This is a genomic window from Mycolicibacter heraklionensis (assembly GCF_001021505.1).
Lineage (GTDB): Bacteria > Actinomycetota > Actinomycetes > Mycobacteriales > Mycobacteriaceae > Mycobacterium > Mycobacterium heraklionense.
Genome location: NZ_LDPO01000003.1, coordinates 147,660 through 162,756 on the forward strand (window position 1 = coordinate 147,660; position 15,097 = coordinate 162,756).

General features: G+C 67.5%; 15 protein-coding genes. 13 read left to right on the plus strand and 2 right to left on the minus strand.

Translation table 11 applies throughout. The features are described 5' to 3' along the window. From ABW16_RS06110 to ABW16_RS06145, 8 genes are read left to right on the plus strand one after another with little or no spacing between them, the layout of a single operon-like run. Positions 1-1,713 carry a bifunctional 3-(3-hydroxy-phenyl)propionate/3-hydroxycinnamic acid hydroxylase gene (locus ABW16_RS06110; protein WP_047318265.1) on the plus strand — a complete coding sequence of 571 codons (1,713 nt, stop codon included), beginning with the start codon at positions 1-3 and terminating at the stop codon, positions 1,711-1,713. After that, the gene (locus ABW16_RS06115; RefSeq protein ID WP_082133985.1) at positions 1,649-2,599 is read left to right on the plus strand and encodes a 3-carboxyethylcatechol 2,3-dioxygenase; all 951 of its coding nucleotides are present in this window, start codon (positions 1,649-1,651) and stop codon (positions 2,597-2,599) included. The genes ABW16_RS06110 and ABW16_RS06115 overlap by 65 nt, the downstream gene beginning before the upstream one ends. After that, on the plus strand, positions 2,596-4,344 hold the full coding sequence (locus ABW16_RS06120) for an FAD-binding protein (protein ID WP_047318266.1): 1,749 nt from the start codon (positions 2,596-2,598) through the stop codon (positions 4,342-4,344). Before ABW16_RS06115 ends, ABW16_RS06120 begins: the two co-directional genes overlap by 4 nt. Before the next feature lie 3 nt (positions 4,345-4,347). Next, positions 4,348-5,661 carry an LLM class flavin-dependent oxidoreductase gene (locus ABW16_RS06125; RefSeq protein WP_047318267.1) on the plus strand — a complete coding sequence of 438 codons (1,314 nt, stop codon included), beginning with the start codon at positions 4,348-4,350 and terminating at the stop codon, positions 5,659-5,661. Beyond that, positions 5,658-6,494, plus strand: coding sequence for a coniferyl-alcohol dehydrogenase (locus ABW16_RS06130; protein WP_047318268.1), 837 nt, complete (start codon positions 5,658-5,660; stop codon positions 6,492-6,494). The genes ABW16_RS06125 and ABW16_RS06130 overlap by 4 nt, the downstream gene beginning before the upstream one ends. After that, on the plus strand, positions 6,482-7,471 hold the full coding sequence (locus ABW16_RS06135) for a cyclase family protein (RefSeq protein ID WP_047318269.1): 990 nt from the start codon (positions 6,482-6,484) through the stop codon (positions 7,469-7,471). Before ABW16_RS06130 ends, ABW16_RS06135 begins: the two co-directional genes overlap by 13 nt. Before the next feature lie 17 nt (positions 7,472-7,488). Continuing rightward, positions 7,489-8,247, plus strand: coding sequence for an alpha/beta fold hydrolase (locus ABW16_RS06140; protein WP_047318270.1), 759 nt, complete (start codon positions 7,489-7,491; stop codon positions 8,245-8,247). 10 nt (positions 8,248-8,257) lie between these two features. Beyond that, a complete protein-coding gene (locus ABW16_RS06145) occupies positions 8,258-9,085 on the plus strand; it encodes an alpha/beta fold hydrolase (RefSeq protein ID WP_047318271.1) in 828 nt (275 codons plus the stop codon). A 1-nt stretch (position 9,086) separates the two neighbouring features. On the opposite strand, the gene ABW16_RS06150 is transcribed toward ABW16_RS06145, so the two are convergent. Then, entirely contained in the window at positions 9,087-10,337 is a 1,251-nt protein-coding gene (locus ABW16_RS06150) for an HNH endonuclease signature motif containing protein (protein WP_047318272.1), read from the minus strand. 43 nt (positions 10,338-10,380) lie between these two features. After that, a complete protein-coding gene (locus tag ABW16_RS06155) occupies positions 10,381-10,821 on the minus strand; it encodes a nuclear transport factor 2 family protein (RefSeq protein WP_047318273.1) in 441 nt (146 codons plus the stop codon). A gap of 98 nt (positions 10,822-10,919) precedes the next feature. Here ABW16_RS06155 and ABW16_RS06160 point away from each other — a divergent pair, with 98 nt between their 5' ends. Genes ABW16_RS06160 through ABW16_RS06180 form a run of 5 tightly spaced genes read left to right on the plus strand, consistent with a single transcriptional unit; the run spans position 10,920 to position 15,095 of the window. Beyond that, a complete protein-coding gene (locus ABW16_RS06160; protein ID WP_047318274.1) occupies positions 10,920-11,744 on the plus strand; it encodes an SDR family NAD(P)-dependent oxidoreductase in 825 nt (274 codons plus the stop codon). Between the two features lie 44 nt (positions 11,745-11,788). Then, entirely contained in the window at positions 11,789-12,454 is a 666-nt protein-coding gene (locus tag ABW16_RS06165; protein WP_047318275.1) for a TetR/AcrR family transcriptional regulator, read from the plus strand. Continuing rightward, positions 12,451-12,648: a ferredoxin gene (locus ABW16_RS06170; RefSeq protein WP_047318276.1), complete on the plus strand. Its 198-nt coding sequence runs from the start codon at positions 12,451-12,453 to the stop codon at positions 12,646-12,648. Before ABW16_RS06165 ends, ABW16_RS06170 begins: the two co-directional genes overlap by 4 nt. Before the next feature lie 50 nt (positions 12,649-12,698). Further along, positions 12,699-13,889 carry a cytochrome P450 gene (locus ABW16_RS06175; RefSeq protein ID WP_047318385.1) on the plus strand — a complete coding sequence of 397 codons (1,191 nt, stop codon included), beginning with the start codon at positions 12,699-12,701 and terminating at the stop codon, positions 13,887-13,889. Positions 13,890-13,913: 24 nt separating this feature from the next. Then, positions 13,914-15,095: an amidohydrolase family protein gene (locus ABW16_RS06180; protein WP_047318277.1), complete on the plus strand. Its 1,182-nt coding sequence runs from the start codon at positions 13,914-13,916 to the stop codon at positions 15,093-15,095. Positions 15,096-15,097: the final 2 nt, after the last annotated feature.

Below are 15,097 nucleotides of genomic sequence, written 5' to 3' on the forward strand. Positions count from 1 at the left end.
GTGGCCGTGCTCAGTGATGTCGAGGTCGTCGTGGTCGGCGCCGGTCCGGTCGGCCTGACCCTGGCCAATATCCTCGGCCTGCAAGGGATTCGCACCCTGGTCATCGAGGAACGCGACACACTCATCGACTACCCCCGGGGGGTCGGTCTCGACGACGAGTCGCTGCGCACGTTTCAGGCGATCGGTCTGGTGGACGCCGTGCTGCCGCACACCGTCCCGAACCAGATTCTGCGGTTCTACGACGGCCGGCGGCGATTGCTGGCCGAAATGGCGCCCGCCGACGCCTGTTTCGGGTGGCCCAAGCGCAACGGCTTCGTGCAGCCCCTGGTCGACGCCGAGCTGCTGCGCGGCCTGGAGCGCTTCGACCATGTCCAGGTGCTGTGGGGCCGGCCGATGACCGGGGTCGCCGAGACTCCCGATTCGGTGACGGTGAGCATCGGCGGCGAGGGCCGGGAACCGCAGACAGTCTCGGCTCGCTACGTGGTCGGTTGCGACGGGGGACGCAGCGCCACCCGCCGGTTGATGGGAGTGTCCTTCGACGGCACCACCTCGTCGACGCGCTGGCTGGTGGTCGACATCGCCAATGACCCGCTCGGCCATCCCAACAGCGAGGTCGGCGCCGACCCGGCGCGCCCGTACGCCTCGATCTCGATCGCGCACGGCATTCGCCGGTTCGAGTTCATGATTCACGCCGACGAGACCGATGAGCAGGCCGAAGATCCCGAATTCGTCGCGGCCATGCTGGCTCCGTTCCTGCCGCATCCGCACGATGTCGACGTGATCCGTCACCGGGTCTACACCCACCACTCCCGGATCGCCGGCGCCTTTCGCCGTGGCCGGCTGCTGCTGGCCGGCGACGCCGCGCATCTCATGCCGGTCTGGCAGGGCCAGGGCTACAACAGCGGGATCCGCGACGCGATGAACCTGGGCTGGAAGCTGGCCGCGGTTGTCCGGGGTCAGGCGCGGCCCAGCCTGCTGGACAGCTACGACACCGAGCGGCGCAAGCATGCCCGCGCGATGATCGACCTCTCCACGATGGTCGGCAAAGTGATCTCCCCGACCAACCGCCGGGTGGCGGGCCTGCGTGACCGGGTGATCCGTGCGGCCTCGGCGGTGCCGACTCTCAAGCGCTACGTCCTGGAGATGCGGTTCAAGCCGATGCCGCGCTACGAGCAGGGCGCGGTCGTCCATGACCAGCCACGGCGTCCCGATTCCCCGGCGGGAACCCTGTTCATCCAGCCGCGCGTCGACACCCGCAGTGGTACCGACCTACTCCTCGATGACGTGATCGGCACCGGCTTCGCGGTAGTGGCCTGGAACAACAATCCCCGGGTCCTGCTCGGCGAAGACGCCTTCGCGCGGTGGACGGCGCTGGGGGCCAGCTTCATCGCGGTGCGGCCGTCGACCCAGCTGCACTGGACCCCGCCCGGTCAGGCCGATGACCCCGCGGTCACCATCGTCGGCGACCGGACCGGGCAGCTGAAGGCATGGTTCGACCGCCACAGCGAGTCGGTGCTGTTCCTGCGCCCGGACCGCTGCATCGCCGCGGCCTGCATCGCGCAGCGCGCCCCCGAGGTGAGCGCCCGGCTCTTCAGTGTCTTGGCCCTCGAGCCGGTGGCTTCGACGCCGCAAGGGGGTGATCGCCCCGATGGCACTGGCCCTGTGCTGCATGTCCCACAGCCCCCTGTTGAATCTGCCGGAACCACCCCGTGAGTTGATGGACGACATCGAGGCCGCGATCGCCGACGCCGCGGCGTTCGTCGCCGACTTCGACCCGCAGCTGACGGTGATCTTCGCGCCGGACCACTACAACGGGTTCTTCTTGCAACTGATGCCGCCGTTCTGCATCGGCACCGCCGCCCAGGGCATCGGTGACTACGGCACGCATCTCGGGGCGCTGGATGTTCCGGCCGACACCGCGCGTGAGTGCGCGGCGGCGGTGCTGGAACGCGGTGTGGACGTGGCGGTTTCGGCGTCCATGGAGGTCGATCACGCGGTGACGCAGCCGCTGGCGCGGCTGTTCGGTGACGCTACGGCCTGCCCGGTGATCCCGATCTTCCTCAACGCGGTCGCCGCCCCGCTGGGGCCGATACACCGCGCTCGCGCGCTGGGCGCCGCGGTGGGGGAGTTCTTGGCCGGCCTGGAACTGCGGGTACTGGTGGTGGGATCCGGTGGGCTCTCCCATGATCCGCCGATCCCGACGCTGGCGACCGCGCCACCGGTCACCCGGGACCGGATCCTGCACGGCACCGCCATGAGCGCCGAGCAGCGCCAAGCCCGCCAGGACGCGACGATCGCGGCGGCCCGCGACTTCGCGGCCGGGGCGAACAACCTCGCACCGCTGAACCCGGAATTCGATCAGCGCTTTCTGTCCATCGTCGACAGCGGCCGGCTCGACGACCTCGCCGACTGGTCCAACACGTTCATCACCCAGGAGGGCGGCGGCTCCGCGCACGAGATCCGCACCTGGGCAGCAGCATTCGGCGCGCTCGCGGCCCAGGGCCGCTACCGCATCGCCCAGCGCTACTACCGGCCGGCCCCGGAACTGATCGCCGGGTTCGCCATCCGCACCGCGCAACCCACGGAGGTGATCCGGTGAGCGACCCAGACCACGTCGTCGACGTGCTCATCGTCGGCTCCGGTGGCGGCGGAATGACCGCGGCGCTGGCCGCCGACGCCCGCGGGCTCGATACGTTGGTCGTGGAGAAGTCGCGATACTTCGGCGGTTCGACTGCGCTGTCCGGCGGCGGCATCTGGGTGCCCGGGGCGCCGTCGCAGCGTCGGGAGGGCTACGCGCCCGACCCCGACGACGTGCTGACCTACCTCCGGGTGATCACCGACGGGCTGGTCAGTGATGCGCGGTTGCGGCAATACGTGGATGCCGCCCCGCGGATGATGGAGTTCTTGGAGGCCAGCAGCCCCTGGTTCGAGTTTGTCTGGAAGCCCGGCTATGCCGACTACTACCCGGAGCTGCCGGGCGGGTCGGCGCTGGGCAGCACCATCAACGTGCCCGCCATCGACCTGCGCAAGCTCGGCGACGAGGAGCAGAATCTGCTGGCTCCGCTGGCGCTGGCGCCCAAGGGGATCTGGCTGGGCCCCAAGGATCTTCGGCTCTTCTACCAGGTTCGCCAGTCATGGCGCGGCAAAGCGATCCTGGTCAAGCTGCTGTGGCGGATGTTCCGCGCCCGGGTATTCGGGGACCGGATGGCCGCCATCGGTCAGTCGCTGGCCGCACGGCTCCGGCTGGCCATGCTCGAACGCGACATACCGCTGTGGCTGGACACCCCGATGACCGAGCTGATCACCGACGACTCCGGCGCGGTGATCGGTGCGGTGGTGCGGCGCGACGGTCGGACACAGCGCATCCTGGCGCGCCGTGGCATCATCTTGGCCAGCGGCGGGTTCGACCACGACTTGGCCTGGCGCCAGCAGTATCAGCCGGTGCTGGAACACGATTGGAGCTTCGGCAACCCGGTGGCCACCGGCGACGGTATCCGGGCCGGGGAACGCATCGGCGCGGCGACCGAACTGCTCGACGAGGCCTGGTGGTTCCCGGCGCTGTGCTGGCCCGACGGGCGACTGCAGTTCATGCTCAACGAACGCATGATGCCGTCCCAGTTCATCGTCAACGGCGACGGCGAGCGGTTCATCAACGAAGCGGCGCCCTACATGGATTTCGCGCACGCCATGATCGCCGGACAGCAGGCCGGCGTCACCCACATCCCATGCTGGCTGGTCACCGACCAGCGATCCTTCCACCGCTACGTCGTCGCCGGACACCTGCCGATCCCGAAGATTCCCGGAGCACCCGTACCGACCGGGCGTCGGATACCGCAGGCCTGGCTGCACTCCGGTGTGGTCAAGGCGGCCAACTCCTTCGAGGAGCTGGCCGGCGAGATCGGTGTCCCGCCGCAGCGGCTGCGGGCTACCGCGCAACGGTTCAACGAGTTGGCCCGCTCCGGCCACGACGACGACTTCAACCGCGGCGACAGCGTCTACGACAACTACTACGGGGACCCGACGCTGCCCAACCCCAACCTGCACCCGGTGGGCAAACCGCCCTACTACGCGTTCCGGATCATCCTCGGCGATCTGGGCACCTCCGGTGGCCTGCGTACCGACGAGCATGCCCGGGTGCTGCGCGCCGACGACTCGGTGATCGACGGGCTCTACGCGGTAGGCAACACCTCGGCCCCGGTGATGGGCCGCAGCTACGCCGGCGCCGGAGCCACCATCGGGCCCGCGATGACCTTCGGTTACGTTGCCGCCCAACACCTCGCCGACATCTCCGGTCACCAGCTCTCCGCCGAATCGCAGACTCCCAACCAATCGCCCAGGAGGTAAAACGTGAAGATCTCACTGTTCTACGAATTCGCGCTGCCGCGGCCATGGTCCGACGACGATGAACGCCTGCTGTTCTCCGACGGCCTGGACGAGGTGGAACTGGCCGACAAGGCCGGGTTCTCCACGGTCTGGCTCACCGAGCACCACTTCCTGGAGGAGTACTGCCACGCCACCGCGCCGGAGATGTTCTTGGCCGCGGCCAGCCAGCGGACCAAGAACATCCGGCTGGGCTTCGGGATCATGCACCTGCCCCCGGTGGTCAACCACCCCGCCCGAGTGGCCGAGCGGGTCGCCACCCTGGACCTGCTGTCCGGTGGCCGGGTCGAATTCGGCACCGGGGAGGGATCCTCGATCGCCGAGCTCGGCGGGTTCGGCATCGACCCGGCCGACAAGCGCGCGCAATGGGAGGAGGCCCTGGAGGTCTCGATTCGCTGTATGACCGAGGAGCCGTTCACCGGCTTTGACGGCCAACATGTGCAGATGCCCGCCCGCAACGTTGTCCCCAAGCCCATGCAGAAGCCGCATCCGCCGGTCTGGGTGGCCTGCACCCGACCGGCGTCGGTGCAGATGGCCGCCGAGAAGTGCATCGGCGCATTGAGTTTCGCCTACACCGGTCCCGGACCGCTGGCGGAGCGGGTCAACGGCTACTACAAGGCACTGGAAGAGACCGGTGTCCCGGTCACCCCGCAGGTGAACCCGAACATCCTGGCCATCGGTGGTGACCTGTCGATGATGGTGGCCCCCACCGATGAGCAGGCGATCGCGCGTCTGGGGGTCGGCGGCGGATTCTTCTCGTTCGGGATCATGCACTACTACATGACCGGCGAGCACACCCCGGGCCGGACCGGGGTGTGGAACCGCTATCTCGAAGAGGTCGAGAAAGATCCGACGCTGGCCTATGGGCCGGGCCGCGGGGCGATCGGAAGCCCGGCGACCGCACGAGAATTCCTGCGCGGCTACGAGGAGAGCGGCGTCGACGAGCTCATCCTGTTGCTCAACCCGCGCAGCCACGAGGCGACCATGGAGGCCATCGAGCTGATGGGCAAAGAAGTGCTGCCGGAGTTCATCGAACGCGATGAGAAGGCGGTCGCCGAGAAGGCCAAGCGGCTCGAGCCGGTGCTGGAGAAGCTGGAGGCTCGCCGTCCGGCGTCCGCCGCACCGGCATTCGACGAGTCCTACTCGTTCGGCGGACTGCCGACCGGGCGAGGCGGCACGTTCACCGCCACCGAGATCCCCGAGGCGATGGCCGAGATGAACGAGGGCCGGGTGCAGGCCGCCCAACTTGCTAAGGAAGAGCGGGAACGCGGCCAGCGGTGAGCGCACCGTCCGGGCTGTGGCGCTACGACGGCCGACGAGCCGTGGTCACCGGCTGCGCATCGGGAATCGGCGCGGAGCTGGTGATTCAGCTCGCGGAGCTCGGAGCACAGGTCATCGGCCTGGACCGCGTCGAGCCCGCCACGGGTGTCGACGAATTTCACGCGATTGATCTGGCTGATCCGGCGTCCATCGACCGGGCCGCCGCAGCGATCCGGGAGTCGGGGGGAGTCGACGCACTGTTCAACGTCGCCGGAGTGTCCTCGGGCATCGGCGATCCGGAGCGGGTGGTCACGATCAACTTCCTGGGTTTGCGCCACCTCACCGAAGCGCTGTTGCCGGCGATGCCGGCGGGATCGGCGATCGCCAATGTGTCCTCGCTGGCCGCGGCGACCTACCGCGAAAACGCGCCGACCACCCTCGGCCTGTTGAACTCGCCGGGCATGGCTGCCGGATTACAGTGGTGCCGTGCCAATCCCGCCGCGCTCGCCGACGGCGGCTACCGGCTGTCCAAAGAGGCGATCATCCTCTACGGCATACTCAACGCCGAACCGTTGGCGCACCGCGGGATCCGGATCAACTGCACCGCGCCCGGCGTCACCGAAACCCCGATCCTCGATCAACTGCGCAGCAGCTACGGTCAGGGCTTTCTCGACGGCATTCCCAAACCGCTGGGACGGGTCGCCAGTGCGGACGAACAGGCTGCACCGCTGGTGTTCCTGAACAGTCCGGCAGCCGGCTACATCACCGGTCAGGTGCTCTGGGTCGACGGCGGCAACATCAGCGGCCGGGCCACTGCCGCGCTGGCGGACGGATCGACGCCGTGGCCGGCCTGACCGAGTTCCGCCGGGTCGCCGAGACGGTCCGCAACTGGGGGCGCTGGGGCGACGCCGACGAACTGGGCACGCTCAATCTCATCACCCCCGCCAAGGTCGCCCAGGCTGCCGCCCTGGTCCGGCACGGCAAGGTGTTCCCGCTGGGGGTGGATTTCGGGTCGTCGGGCCCGCAGGGAGCGTTTCAGTTCCGGCACAACCCGATTCACGTGATGACCGTCGACGGTGGCGACGTCAGCACGCTGGCTCAGTACGGCCCGGAGTGGCATCGCAATATCGTGGCGCAGCAGCTCAGCGAGTTCTTCGTCGACAACCCGTTCCGGTTCAACGACGACATGATCGTGATGCCGCTGCAGGCCGCCAGCCAGTGGGATGCGCTGTCGCACGTCTACTACGACGACCAGCTCTACAACGGCTTCCCGGCCAGTTCGGTCACCAGCCTGGGCGCCTACCACTGCGGTATCGACAAAGTCGACGGCAAGGGCATCACCTCGCGCGGCGTGCTGCTTGATGTGGTCGCCCACCGCGGCGCGGGCACCTTCCTGCCGCTGGGCAGCCCGATCACCCCGGACGAACTCGACGCGGTGGCACAGGCTCAACAGGTCACGGTCGAACCCGGCGACATCGTGGTGGTCCGAACCGGCTGGTGGGAAAGGTTTCGGCAGACCGGTGACGGCGCCGAACCGGGTGCCGGGCTGGACTGGCGGTGCGCCAGCTGGCTGCATGAGCGCGACGTCGCGGCGGTGGCCGCGGACAACCTGATGGTCGAGGACCCGGTGTCCGGCGTCGAGGGAACCTTCTTGCCGATGCACATGCTGTGCCTGCGTGACATGGGTTTGATGCTCGGGGAGTACTGGGACCTTGGAGCACTCGCCGCGGATTGCGCCGCTGACGGTCGCTACGAGTTCCAGTTGGTGGCGCCGCCGCTGCGGGTGACCGGCGGGGTCGGGTCGCCGGTGAATCCGATCGCGATCAAGTAGCCCGGGGCAGGAGCGTCATGCGATTCGTCTTCGTGCACGGGGGGTTTCACGCAGCCTGGTGCTGGAGCCGCACCATCGCGGAGTTGGAGAACATCGGGCACACCGGTATCGCCGTCGACCTGCCCGGCCACGGCTCTCGGCTCAGCGAGGAGTCCACCCTGGTCAACCGCCGGGAGGCCGTCGCGTCGGTGCTGCAGCCCGGCGACGTCCTGGTCGGGCACTCCGGCGGCGGGTTCGACGCCACCCTGGGCGCGGACAGCGCACCGGATCTGGTGCGCCACATCGTCTATCTGGCCGCGGCGCTGCCCCGGGAGGGGCGCAGCTACACCGACGCGATGACGATGGGCAGCGAGGGCGCCGAGTTCTTCGACACCGCGGCCGGTGACATGCTGAACCATCTGCACTTCGCCGACGACGGGACGATGACCTTCGCCGACATCGATGGTGCGCGGCAGTACTTCTACCACGACTGCGATGACGACACGCTGCGCTGGGCTTTCGAACGGCTCGGGCCGGAACGGTTCGGCGACACCACGGTTGCGCCGGTGTCGGTGCCGCACTTCTGGGCGGCCGATATCGGCCGCAGCTTCATTCGCTGCGAGCAGGATCGGGCCTATCCGCGCTGGCTGGCCGATCTGGTCTGCCGGCGGCTCGGTGTCGAACCCCTGACCATCGACGCCTCGCACTCGCCCTTCCTGAGCCGACCCGCCGAACTGGCCGCACTGCTGGTGCACGCCACCACGACCCGGCCGATCGGCCCACTGATCCCCGACTGAGGAGCCGACCTTGCTGTTCACGCGCAAGACCGTCCTGGTGGACGGCCTGAGCACCTCCTACCTGGAGGCCGGCGACCCGGCGGCCCCGACCGTGATCCTGCTGCACGGCGGCGAGTTCGGTGCCGGCGCTGAAATCGGCTGGGAACGCACCATTCCCGCACTGGCCGCGCGCCATCGGGTGCTCGCACCGGACATGCTCGGGTTCGGGGAGTCGGCCAAGGTCATCGACTTCAACGACGGACGCGGCATGCGGATCCGCCACGTGGCAGGGTTCTGCGCGGCGCTCGGCGTGGAATCGGCGGATTTCGTGGGTAATTCGATGGGCGCCATCATGTTGCTCGTCGACGCCACCTCGGACGCGCCGCTGCTGCCGGTGGGGCGACTGGTGGCCATCTGCGGTGGTGGCGAGATTCAGCAGAACGAGCACATGGCCGCGCTCTACGACTACGACGCGACGGTGCCCGCCATGCGCCGGATCGTGGCGGCGCTCTTCTATGACCCGGCCTATCCCGCCGACGAGGCCTATGTGGGACGGCGGTACGCGTCGAGCATCGCGCCCGGCGCCTGGGAGGCGGTGGCGGCGGCGCGATTCCGCCGGCCCGGCGCCGAGCCCCCGCCGCCGGCGTCGAGCAGCCGCCGCTACGAACGTATTTCAGTACCGACCCTGGTGATCGAGGGCGCCTGCGACAAGCTGCTCCCGCCCGGGTGGGCGACCCAGATCGCCGATCAGATCTCCGGCGGGCACGCGGCGGTTGTCGACGCGGCCGGTCACTGCCCGCAGATCGAGCAGGCCGAAAAGGTGAACGACCTACTGCGGGACTTCTGTTCCGGTGACTGACCTAGTTGGTGGTTGGTGGTGCTTGTGGTTGGAAGGGTTGGTACCACCACCAGTCGGCTCGTTCGCCGGTGGGCCCGGGGCAGGGCGCGACCGCGGGTGGGGGTTGCTTGGGTGGGCGGGCCAGTGATGCGGCGCTCAATGGTCGGTCGGTGTTGTCGGTGACGGTGAGGTTGCCGGCCGGCCCGGTGATGGTGATGAGGCCTCGGTGATGCTGGCGGTGGTGGTAGGGGCAGACCAGCACCAGGTTGGCTAGTTCGGTTTCGCCGCCGTCTTCCCAGTGCCGGATGTGATGGGCATGGAGGCCGCGGGTGGCTGCGCAGCCGGGAACCACGCAGCAGCGGTCGCGGTGTTCAAGGGCTCGCCGAAGCCGGCGGCTGATTCCGCGGGTGGTTCGGCCGGCACCGATGGGTTCGCCGTTGCGCTCGAACCATGTCTCAAAGGTGGCGTCGCACAGCAGGTATTGGCGTTCGTCTTCTGAGAGCAGCGGGCCCAGGTGCAGTGCGGCGGCCCGGTCTTTGATGTCGAGGTGGGCCACCACGGTGGTGTGCTGCCCGTGGGGCCGGCGGGTGGCCTCGGCGTCCCATCCGGCCTCGACCAGACGCAGGAATGCATCAGCGGTGGTCGGCAACGGAGGCGTTGGGTCGGTTGCGCGGTCGGGATCGTCGTGGTCGTGTTTCCACTGCGCCATCAGGGCATCGAGGTGAGACTGTAGTGCCGCGTCGAACTTGGCGGCGTCGAGGTGATCGAGTGTGATCCGCCAGCAGCTGCCCTGTTCGTCGCTGGTTTTGGTGATCGACCGCACCCGCTCTGGCCGGTACTCGGGTTCGGGTCGCGGTTCGAGCTTGACCGCGGTGCGCAGTTGGTTGACCGTGGCCACGCTGGCCAGTTGTGCGTAGTGCTCATCGGAGCCGTCGGCTGCCCGCGCGGCGATCACGCCGACCTGGTCCAGCGACAGGCGGCCCTCCCGCAGGCCTTGGGCGCAGCGGGGGAAGTCGGCAAGCCGGTGTGCCACCGTGCTGATCGTGTGGGCGTTTCCCGGTGACACGCCAGTCTTCCAAGCCACCAACGCCGCCACCGACCGCGCGCCGGTGTTTCCCCATAGTTGGTTGTGCTCGATCTCGGCGACGATGTCCACGATGCGCCCATCGATGGCATTGCGCTGACCGGTCAGCTCCGCCAATTCCTCGAACAGCACCTCAAGACGTTTGTCGGAGCGCGCTTCGGCGCTGGCTGCAGGTCCGGTCGGGGACATGACTTCATCATGGCAGTGAGGTCTGACAAGTCTGGCTGCCGAATCAACCGCCGTGGGGGCGGACCGGGGGATTGGTGAACCAGACGTTCTCCTCGCGCAGGCTTGCGCTGCGCCATCCATCGCCGGTGCGGATCAGCTTGTGATGGTAATAGCCACCGCAGTAGCTCAAATCCGTCATGCCGGGCAGCTGCATAGGGTTGTAGAACATCGCCCGCACGAGCGCGGAATCCGCGGTGTGCTCCATGATCTCGATGTTGGTGATGTAGTGCATCGACATTGGAATTGCTGCAAAGCCGGCCGCCAGCCAGTCGGTAACTTCGTCGAGCGTGCCGCAGATGGCGCCGGCCGACGAATAGTCGATGACGGCGTTCTCGGTGAACACCGACCGGTACAGCGCCCAGTCCTTGGTGTCCACGGCACGGGCATAGCGGTAGAGCAGCGCGGAGATCTCCAGCCGATCATCGGCTGAGACGGGGCCTGTCATGCTGCCGACTTTAGGTCGCCTTCCCATTTAAATCAGTCGCTTGACTGAACCCGGGGAAGCGGGTTGAGTCGAACCACGGACACAGCGGAAGGGTGCAGATGGGCAACGAGTTAGCCGGCAAGGTGGCGGTCGTCACCGGGGGTGCATCGGGGATCGGCCGGGGGATCGTCGAACGCTTCGTGGCCGAGGGGGCGCGGGTCGTCATCGCCGATCTGGATCGCGAACGCGGCGAGGCGCTCGCGGGAGAACTCGGCGCGGAGACGACCTTCCGGGTCGCCGACGTCGCCGACCAGGCACAAGTGGGCGCGCTGGTCGACTCGGCTGTTGAGATGTTCGGCGGACTGGACATCATGGTCAACAACGCCGGCGTCTCGGGGACCATGCACAACAGGCTCCTCAACGACGACCTGGCCGACTTCCACCGCATCATGGCGGTCAACGTGCTCGGCGTGATGGCAGGCACCCGCGACGCCGCCCGGCACATGTCCAAGGCCGGCGGTGGATCGATCCTCAATCTGACCTCGATCGGCGGAATCCAGGCCGGCGGCGGGGTGATGACCTACCGGGCGTCGAAAGCCGCGGTAATCCAGTTCACCAAATCCGCGGCAATCGAGTTGGCCCACTACGACATCCGGGTCAATGCCATTGCTCCTGGCAACGTTCCCACGCCGTTTGTGGCGTCGTCGGCAGTGGCGGGCTTGGACCCCGAAGCCCTGGAACGCTATGAAGCCGCGATCCGTGAGACCATGCGCGCCGACCGGCCGCTGAAGCGGGAGGGCACCCCCGAGGACGTCGCCGAAGCCGCGCTGTATCTGGCCGGTGAGCGTTCCCGGTACGTGACCGGCGTGGTGCTGCCGGTGGACGGCGGGACTGTCGCGGGCAAGGCGATCCGACGCAAGCGCCCTGACGACGCAAAAAATTAAATCAATCGCTTGACTTAATCCCTGAACCACGGTTGACTGGCGCCGTGACCACCGCTGATCGGGCCGTGCGGGCTGAACGGGCCAACAGCACGCGGGAGGCGATCCTGACCGCGGCCGAACGGCTGTTCGCCGAACACGGGGTGTTCGCGGTCTCCAACCGGCAGGTCAGCGAAGCTGCCGGCCAGGGCAACAACGCCGCCGTCGGTTACCACTTCGGCACCAAGACCGACCTGGTCCGCGAGATCGAGCGGCGCCACCGGGTCCCGGTCGAGCGGCTGCGCGAAGAGATGGTGGCGGAGGCAGCGGAGTCCACCGAACTGCGCGACTGGGTGTCGTGTCTGGTCCGCCCGCTCACCGATCACCTTGCTGCGTTGGGCAATCCGACCTGGTACGCGCGATTTGCCGCGCAGGTGATGGCTGACCCGGCGTATCACAACATCGTCGTCAAGGACGCGCTCAGTTCGCCGTCCCTGGTGCAGGTCATCGATGGCATCAACACCTGTCTTCCGGATCTACCGGTCCGGGTCCACCAGGCCCGCAACGTGATGGCCCGAAACCTGTTGATGCACACCTGCGCCGAACACGAGCGAGCGCTGGCGTCCGGAGCGTCGGCATCCGCCAGCTGGACCGAAGCCGGATCCGACCTGATCGACGCAATCGTGGGGCTGTGGCTCGCTCCGGTCACCGGAGTTCACGGAGGACCGCAATGAAAGTGACTGCTGACCAAGACATCTGCGCGTCGTCGGGACAATGCGTGGGATTCGCGCCCCGAGTGTTCGACCAGCGTGACGAGGACGGTGTCGTCGTGGTGCTCGACGAGTCCCCGCCTGAGGAGCTGGCCGAGGTCGTGCGCCAGGCCGCCCGAGTCTGTCCGTCCGGAGCCATCAAGATCGTCGAGGAGTGAGCGTGACCGACGCGACCACCATTGTCACCACCGCAACGCCGGAGTATCCGATGAGCCGGGACGGCCGGTGCCCCTTTGCGCCGCCGCCGGAAACCATGGCGCTGGCCGCGCAGCGGCCGCTGAGTCGGGTGCGGATCTGGGACGGCAGCACGCCGTGGCTGATCACTGGCTATGAGGCGGTGCGCACGCTGTTCTCCGATCCCCGCGTGAGCGTGGATGATCACCAGCCCGGCTTCCCGCACTGGAACGAGATGATGCGCGCCAGCGTCAATCACCGCCCCAAGTCGGTGTTCACCACCGACGGCGCCGAACACATCCGGTACCGGCGAATCCTGTCCCCGGCGTTGACCATGAAGCGCGTCGAGGCGTTGAAGCCGGTGGCACAACGGATCACCGACGAATACATCGACGCCATCCTGGCCGGGCCGCAACCAGCCGACCTGATCGAGGGATTCGCACTGCCGATTCCCTCCTTGGTCATCAGCGAACTGCTCGGCGTGCCCTATGAGGACCACGAGTTCTTCCAGCAGCACGCCACCATGGGCGTGGACCGCAACGCCACCTCCGACGACCTTGCCGAGGGCGCCACGGAACTGTCCAAGTACCTGGTCCGGTTGCTGGAGGCCAGGATGGCCGAACCGGCCGACGACATGGTTTCCGAGCTGGGCAAGCGGGTGCGCAACGACGAGCTGTCGGTGCGCGAGGCTACCCAGCTGGGCACCGGGATGCTGATCGCCGGGCACGAGACCACCGCCAACATGATCGGCCTGGGCATCGTGGCGCTGCTGCACGAGCCCGACAAGATCGCCGAGAAGACCGCGGTGTTCCGTGGCGACGACGACGCCGCGATCGCCAATGCCGTCGAGGAACTCCTTCGCTACCTGTCGATCATCCACACCGGCCAGCGCCGGGTCGCCCTTGAGGACATCGAGATCGCCGGCGAGACCATCCGGGCCGGCGAGGGCATCATCATCGACCTGGCGCCGGCCAACTGGGATGCCTCGGTCTTCCCCGACCCGGAGGCATTGGACCTGGCGCGCCCGGCCCGCCAGCACATGGCGTTCGGTTTCGGTCCGCACCAGTGCGTCGGTCAGCAGCTGGCCCGCGCCGAGATGGTGATCGCCTTCCGCACCCTGTTCCGGCGCATCCCCACCCTGAAGCTGGCGGTGGGCATCGACGAGATCCCGTTCAAGAACGACCGGCTCGCCTACGGCGTCTACGAACTCCCCGTCACCTGGTAACCGCCCGATTGAAAGTGGATTGACATGTCCAGCACATCAACTCAAGACGCCGCGTTCTATCCCGCCGGCGGTTACGGGGCGCCCAAGGACCGTCACGGACAGGCCGGGGTCGGCACAAGTGATATCGGGCTGCCCGCCGGAACCGAAGTGTTCTCCGCCGACAACCACATCTCGATCGCCGACGACATCTTCTACCAGCGGTTCCCCGAGGACCTCAAGGACAAGGCGCCCCGGATCTGGTACGAGGACGGCGCGTACATGGTGGGCCGCAAGGGGCAGTCGTTCCTGCCGGGCGACTTCTCGGCGGTGCTCATGCAGTACGACGATCTGGCCGGCGCGGCCAGCAGCAATATCGAGGCCCGGATCCAGGAGCTGGCCAGCGACGGCGTCGACAAGGAACTGGCGTTTCCGAACGCTGTACTCGCGTTGTTTCATTTCCCCGACAAAGAGCTGCGGGAGCGGGTATTCCGCATCTACAACGAGTACATGGCGGAGCTGCAGGAGCGGTCGAACGGTCACTTCTACGGGGTGGGCCTGATCAACTGGTGGGACCCCGCCGGCACCCGGCGCACCCTGGAAGAACTGAAATCGTTGGGGCTCAAGACGTTCCTGCTGCCACTGAACCCAGGAAAGGACGACGACGGCAACATCATCGACTTCGGCGCGCACGTGATGGACCCGGTGTGGGATGAGATCGAGCAGGCCGGGCTACCGATCACCCACCACATCGGTGAAACCCCGCCGAAGACGCCCTGCGAGGTCAACAGCGTCGTGGTGGGCATGATGGTCAATGTGGACTCGTTCCGCGAGCAGTTCGCCAAGTACATCTTCTCCGGCATCCTGGACCGTCACCCGGGGCTGCGGATCGGCTGGTTCGAAGGCGGGATCGCCTGGGTTCCCACCGCTTTGCAGGACGCCGAGCACCTGCTCGCCTCCTATCAGCACATGTTCACCCATCAACTGCAGCACGGCATCCGGCAGTACTGGGACACCCACATGAGCGCGTCGTTCATGGTCGACCCACTCGGTTTGCGACTGATCGACCAGATCGGGGTGGACAAGGTGATGTGGTCGTCGGACTATCCGCACAACGAGAGCACCTTTGGCTACTCGGAGAAGTCGCTGGCCAACGTTGTCGCAGCCCTGGGACCGCAGGACGCGGCGAAAGTGGTGAGCGGCAATATCAAAGCGTTCCTGGGGGTTTGATG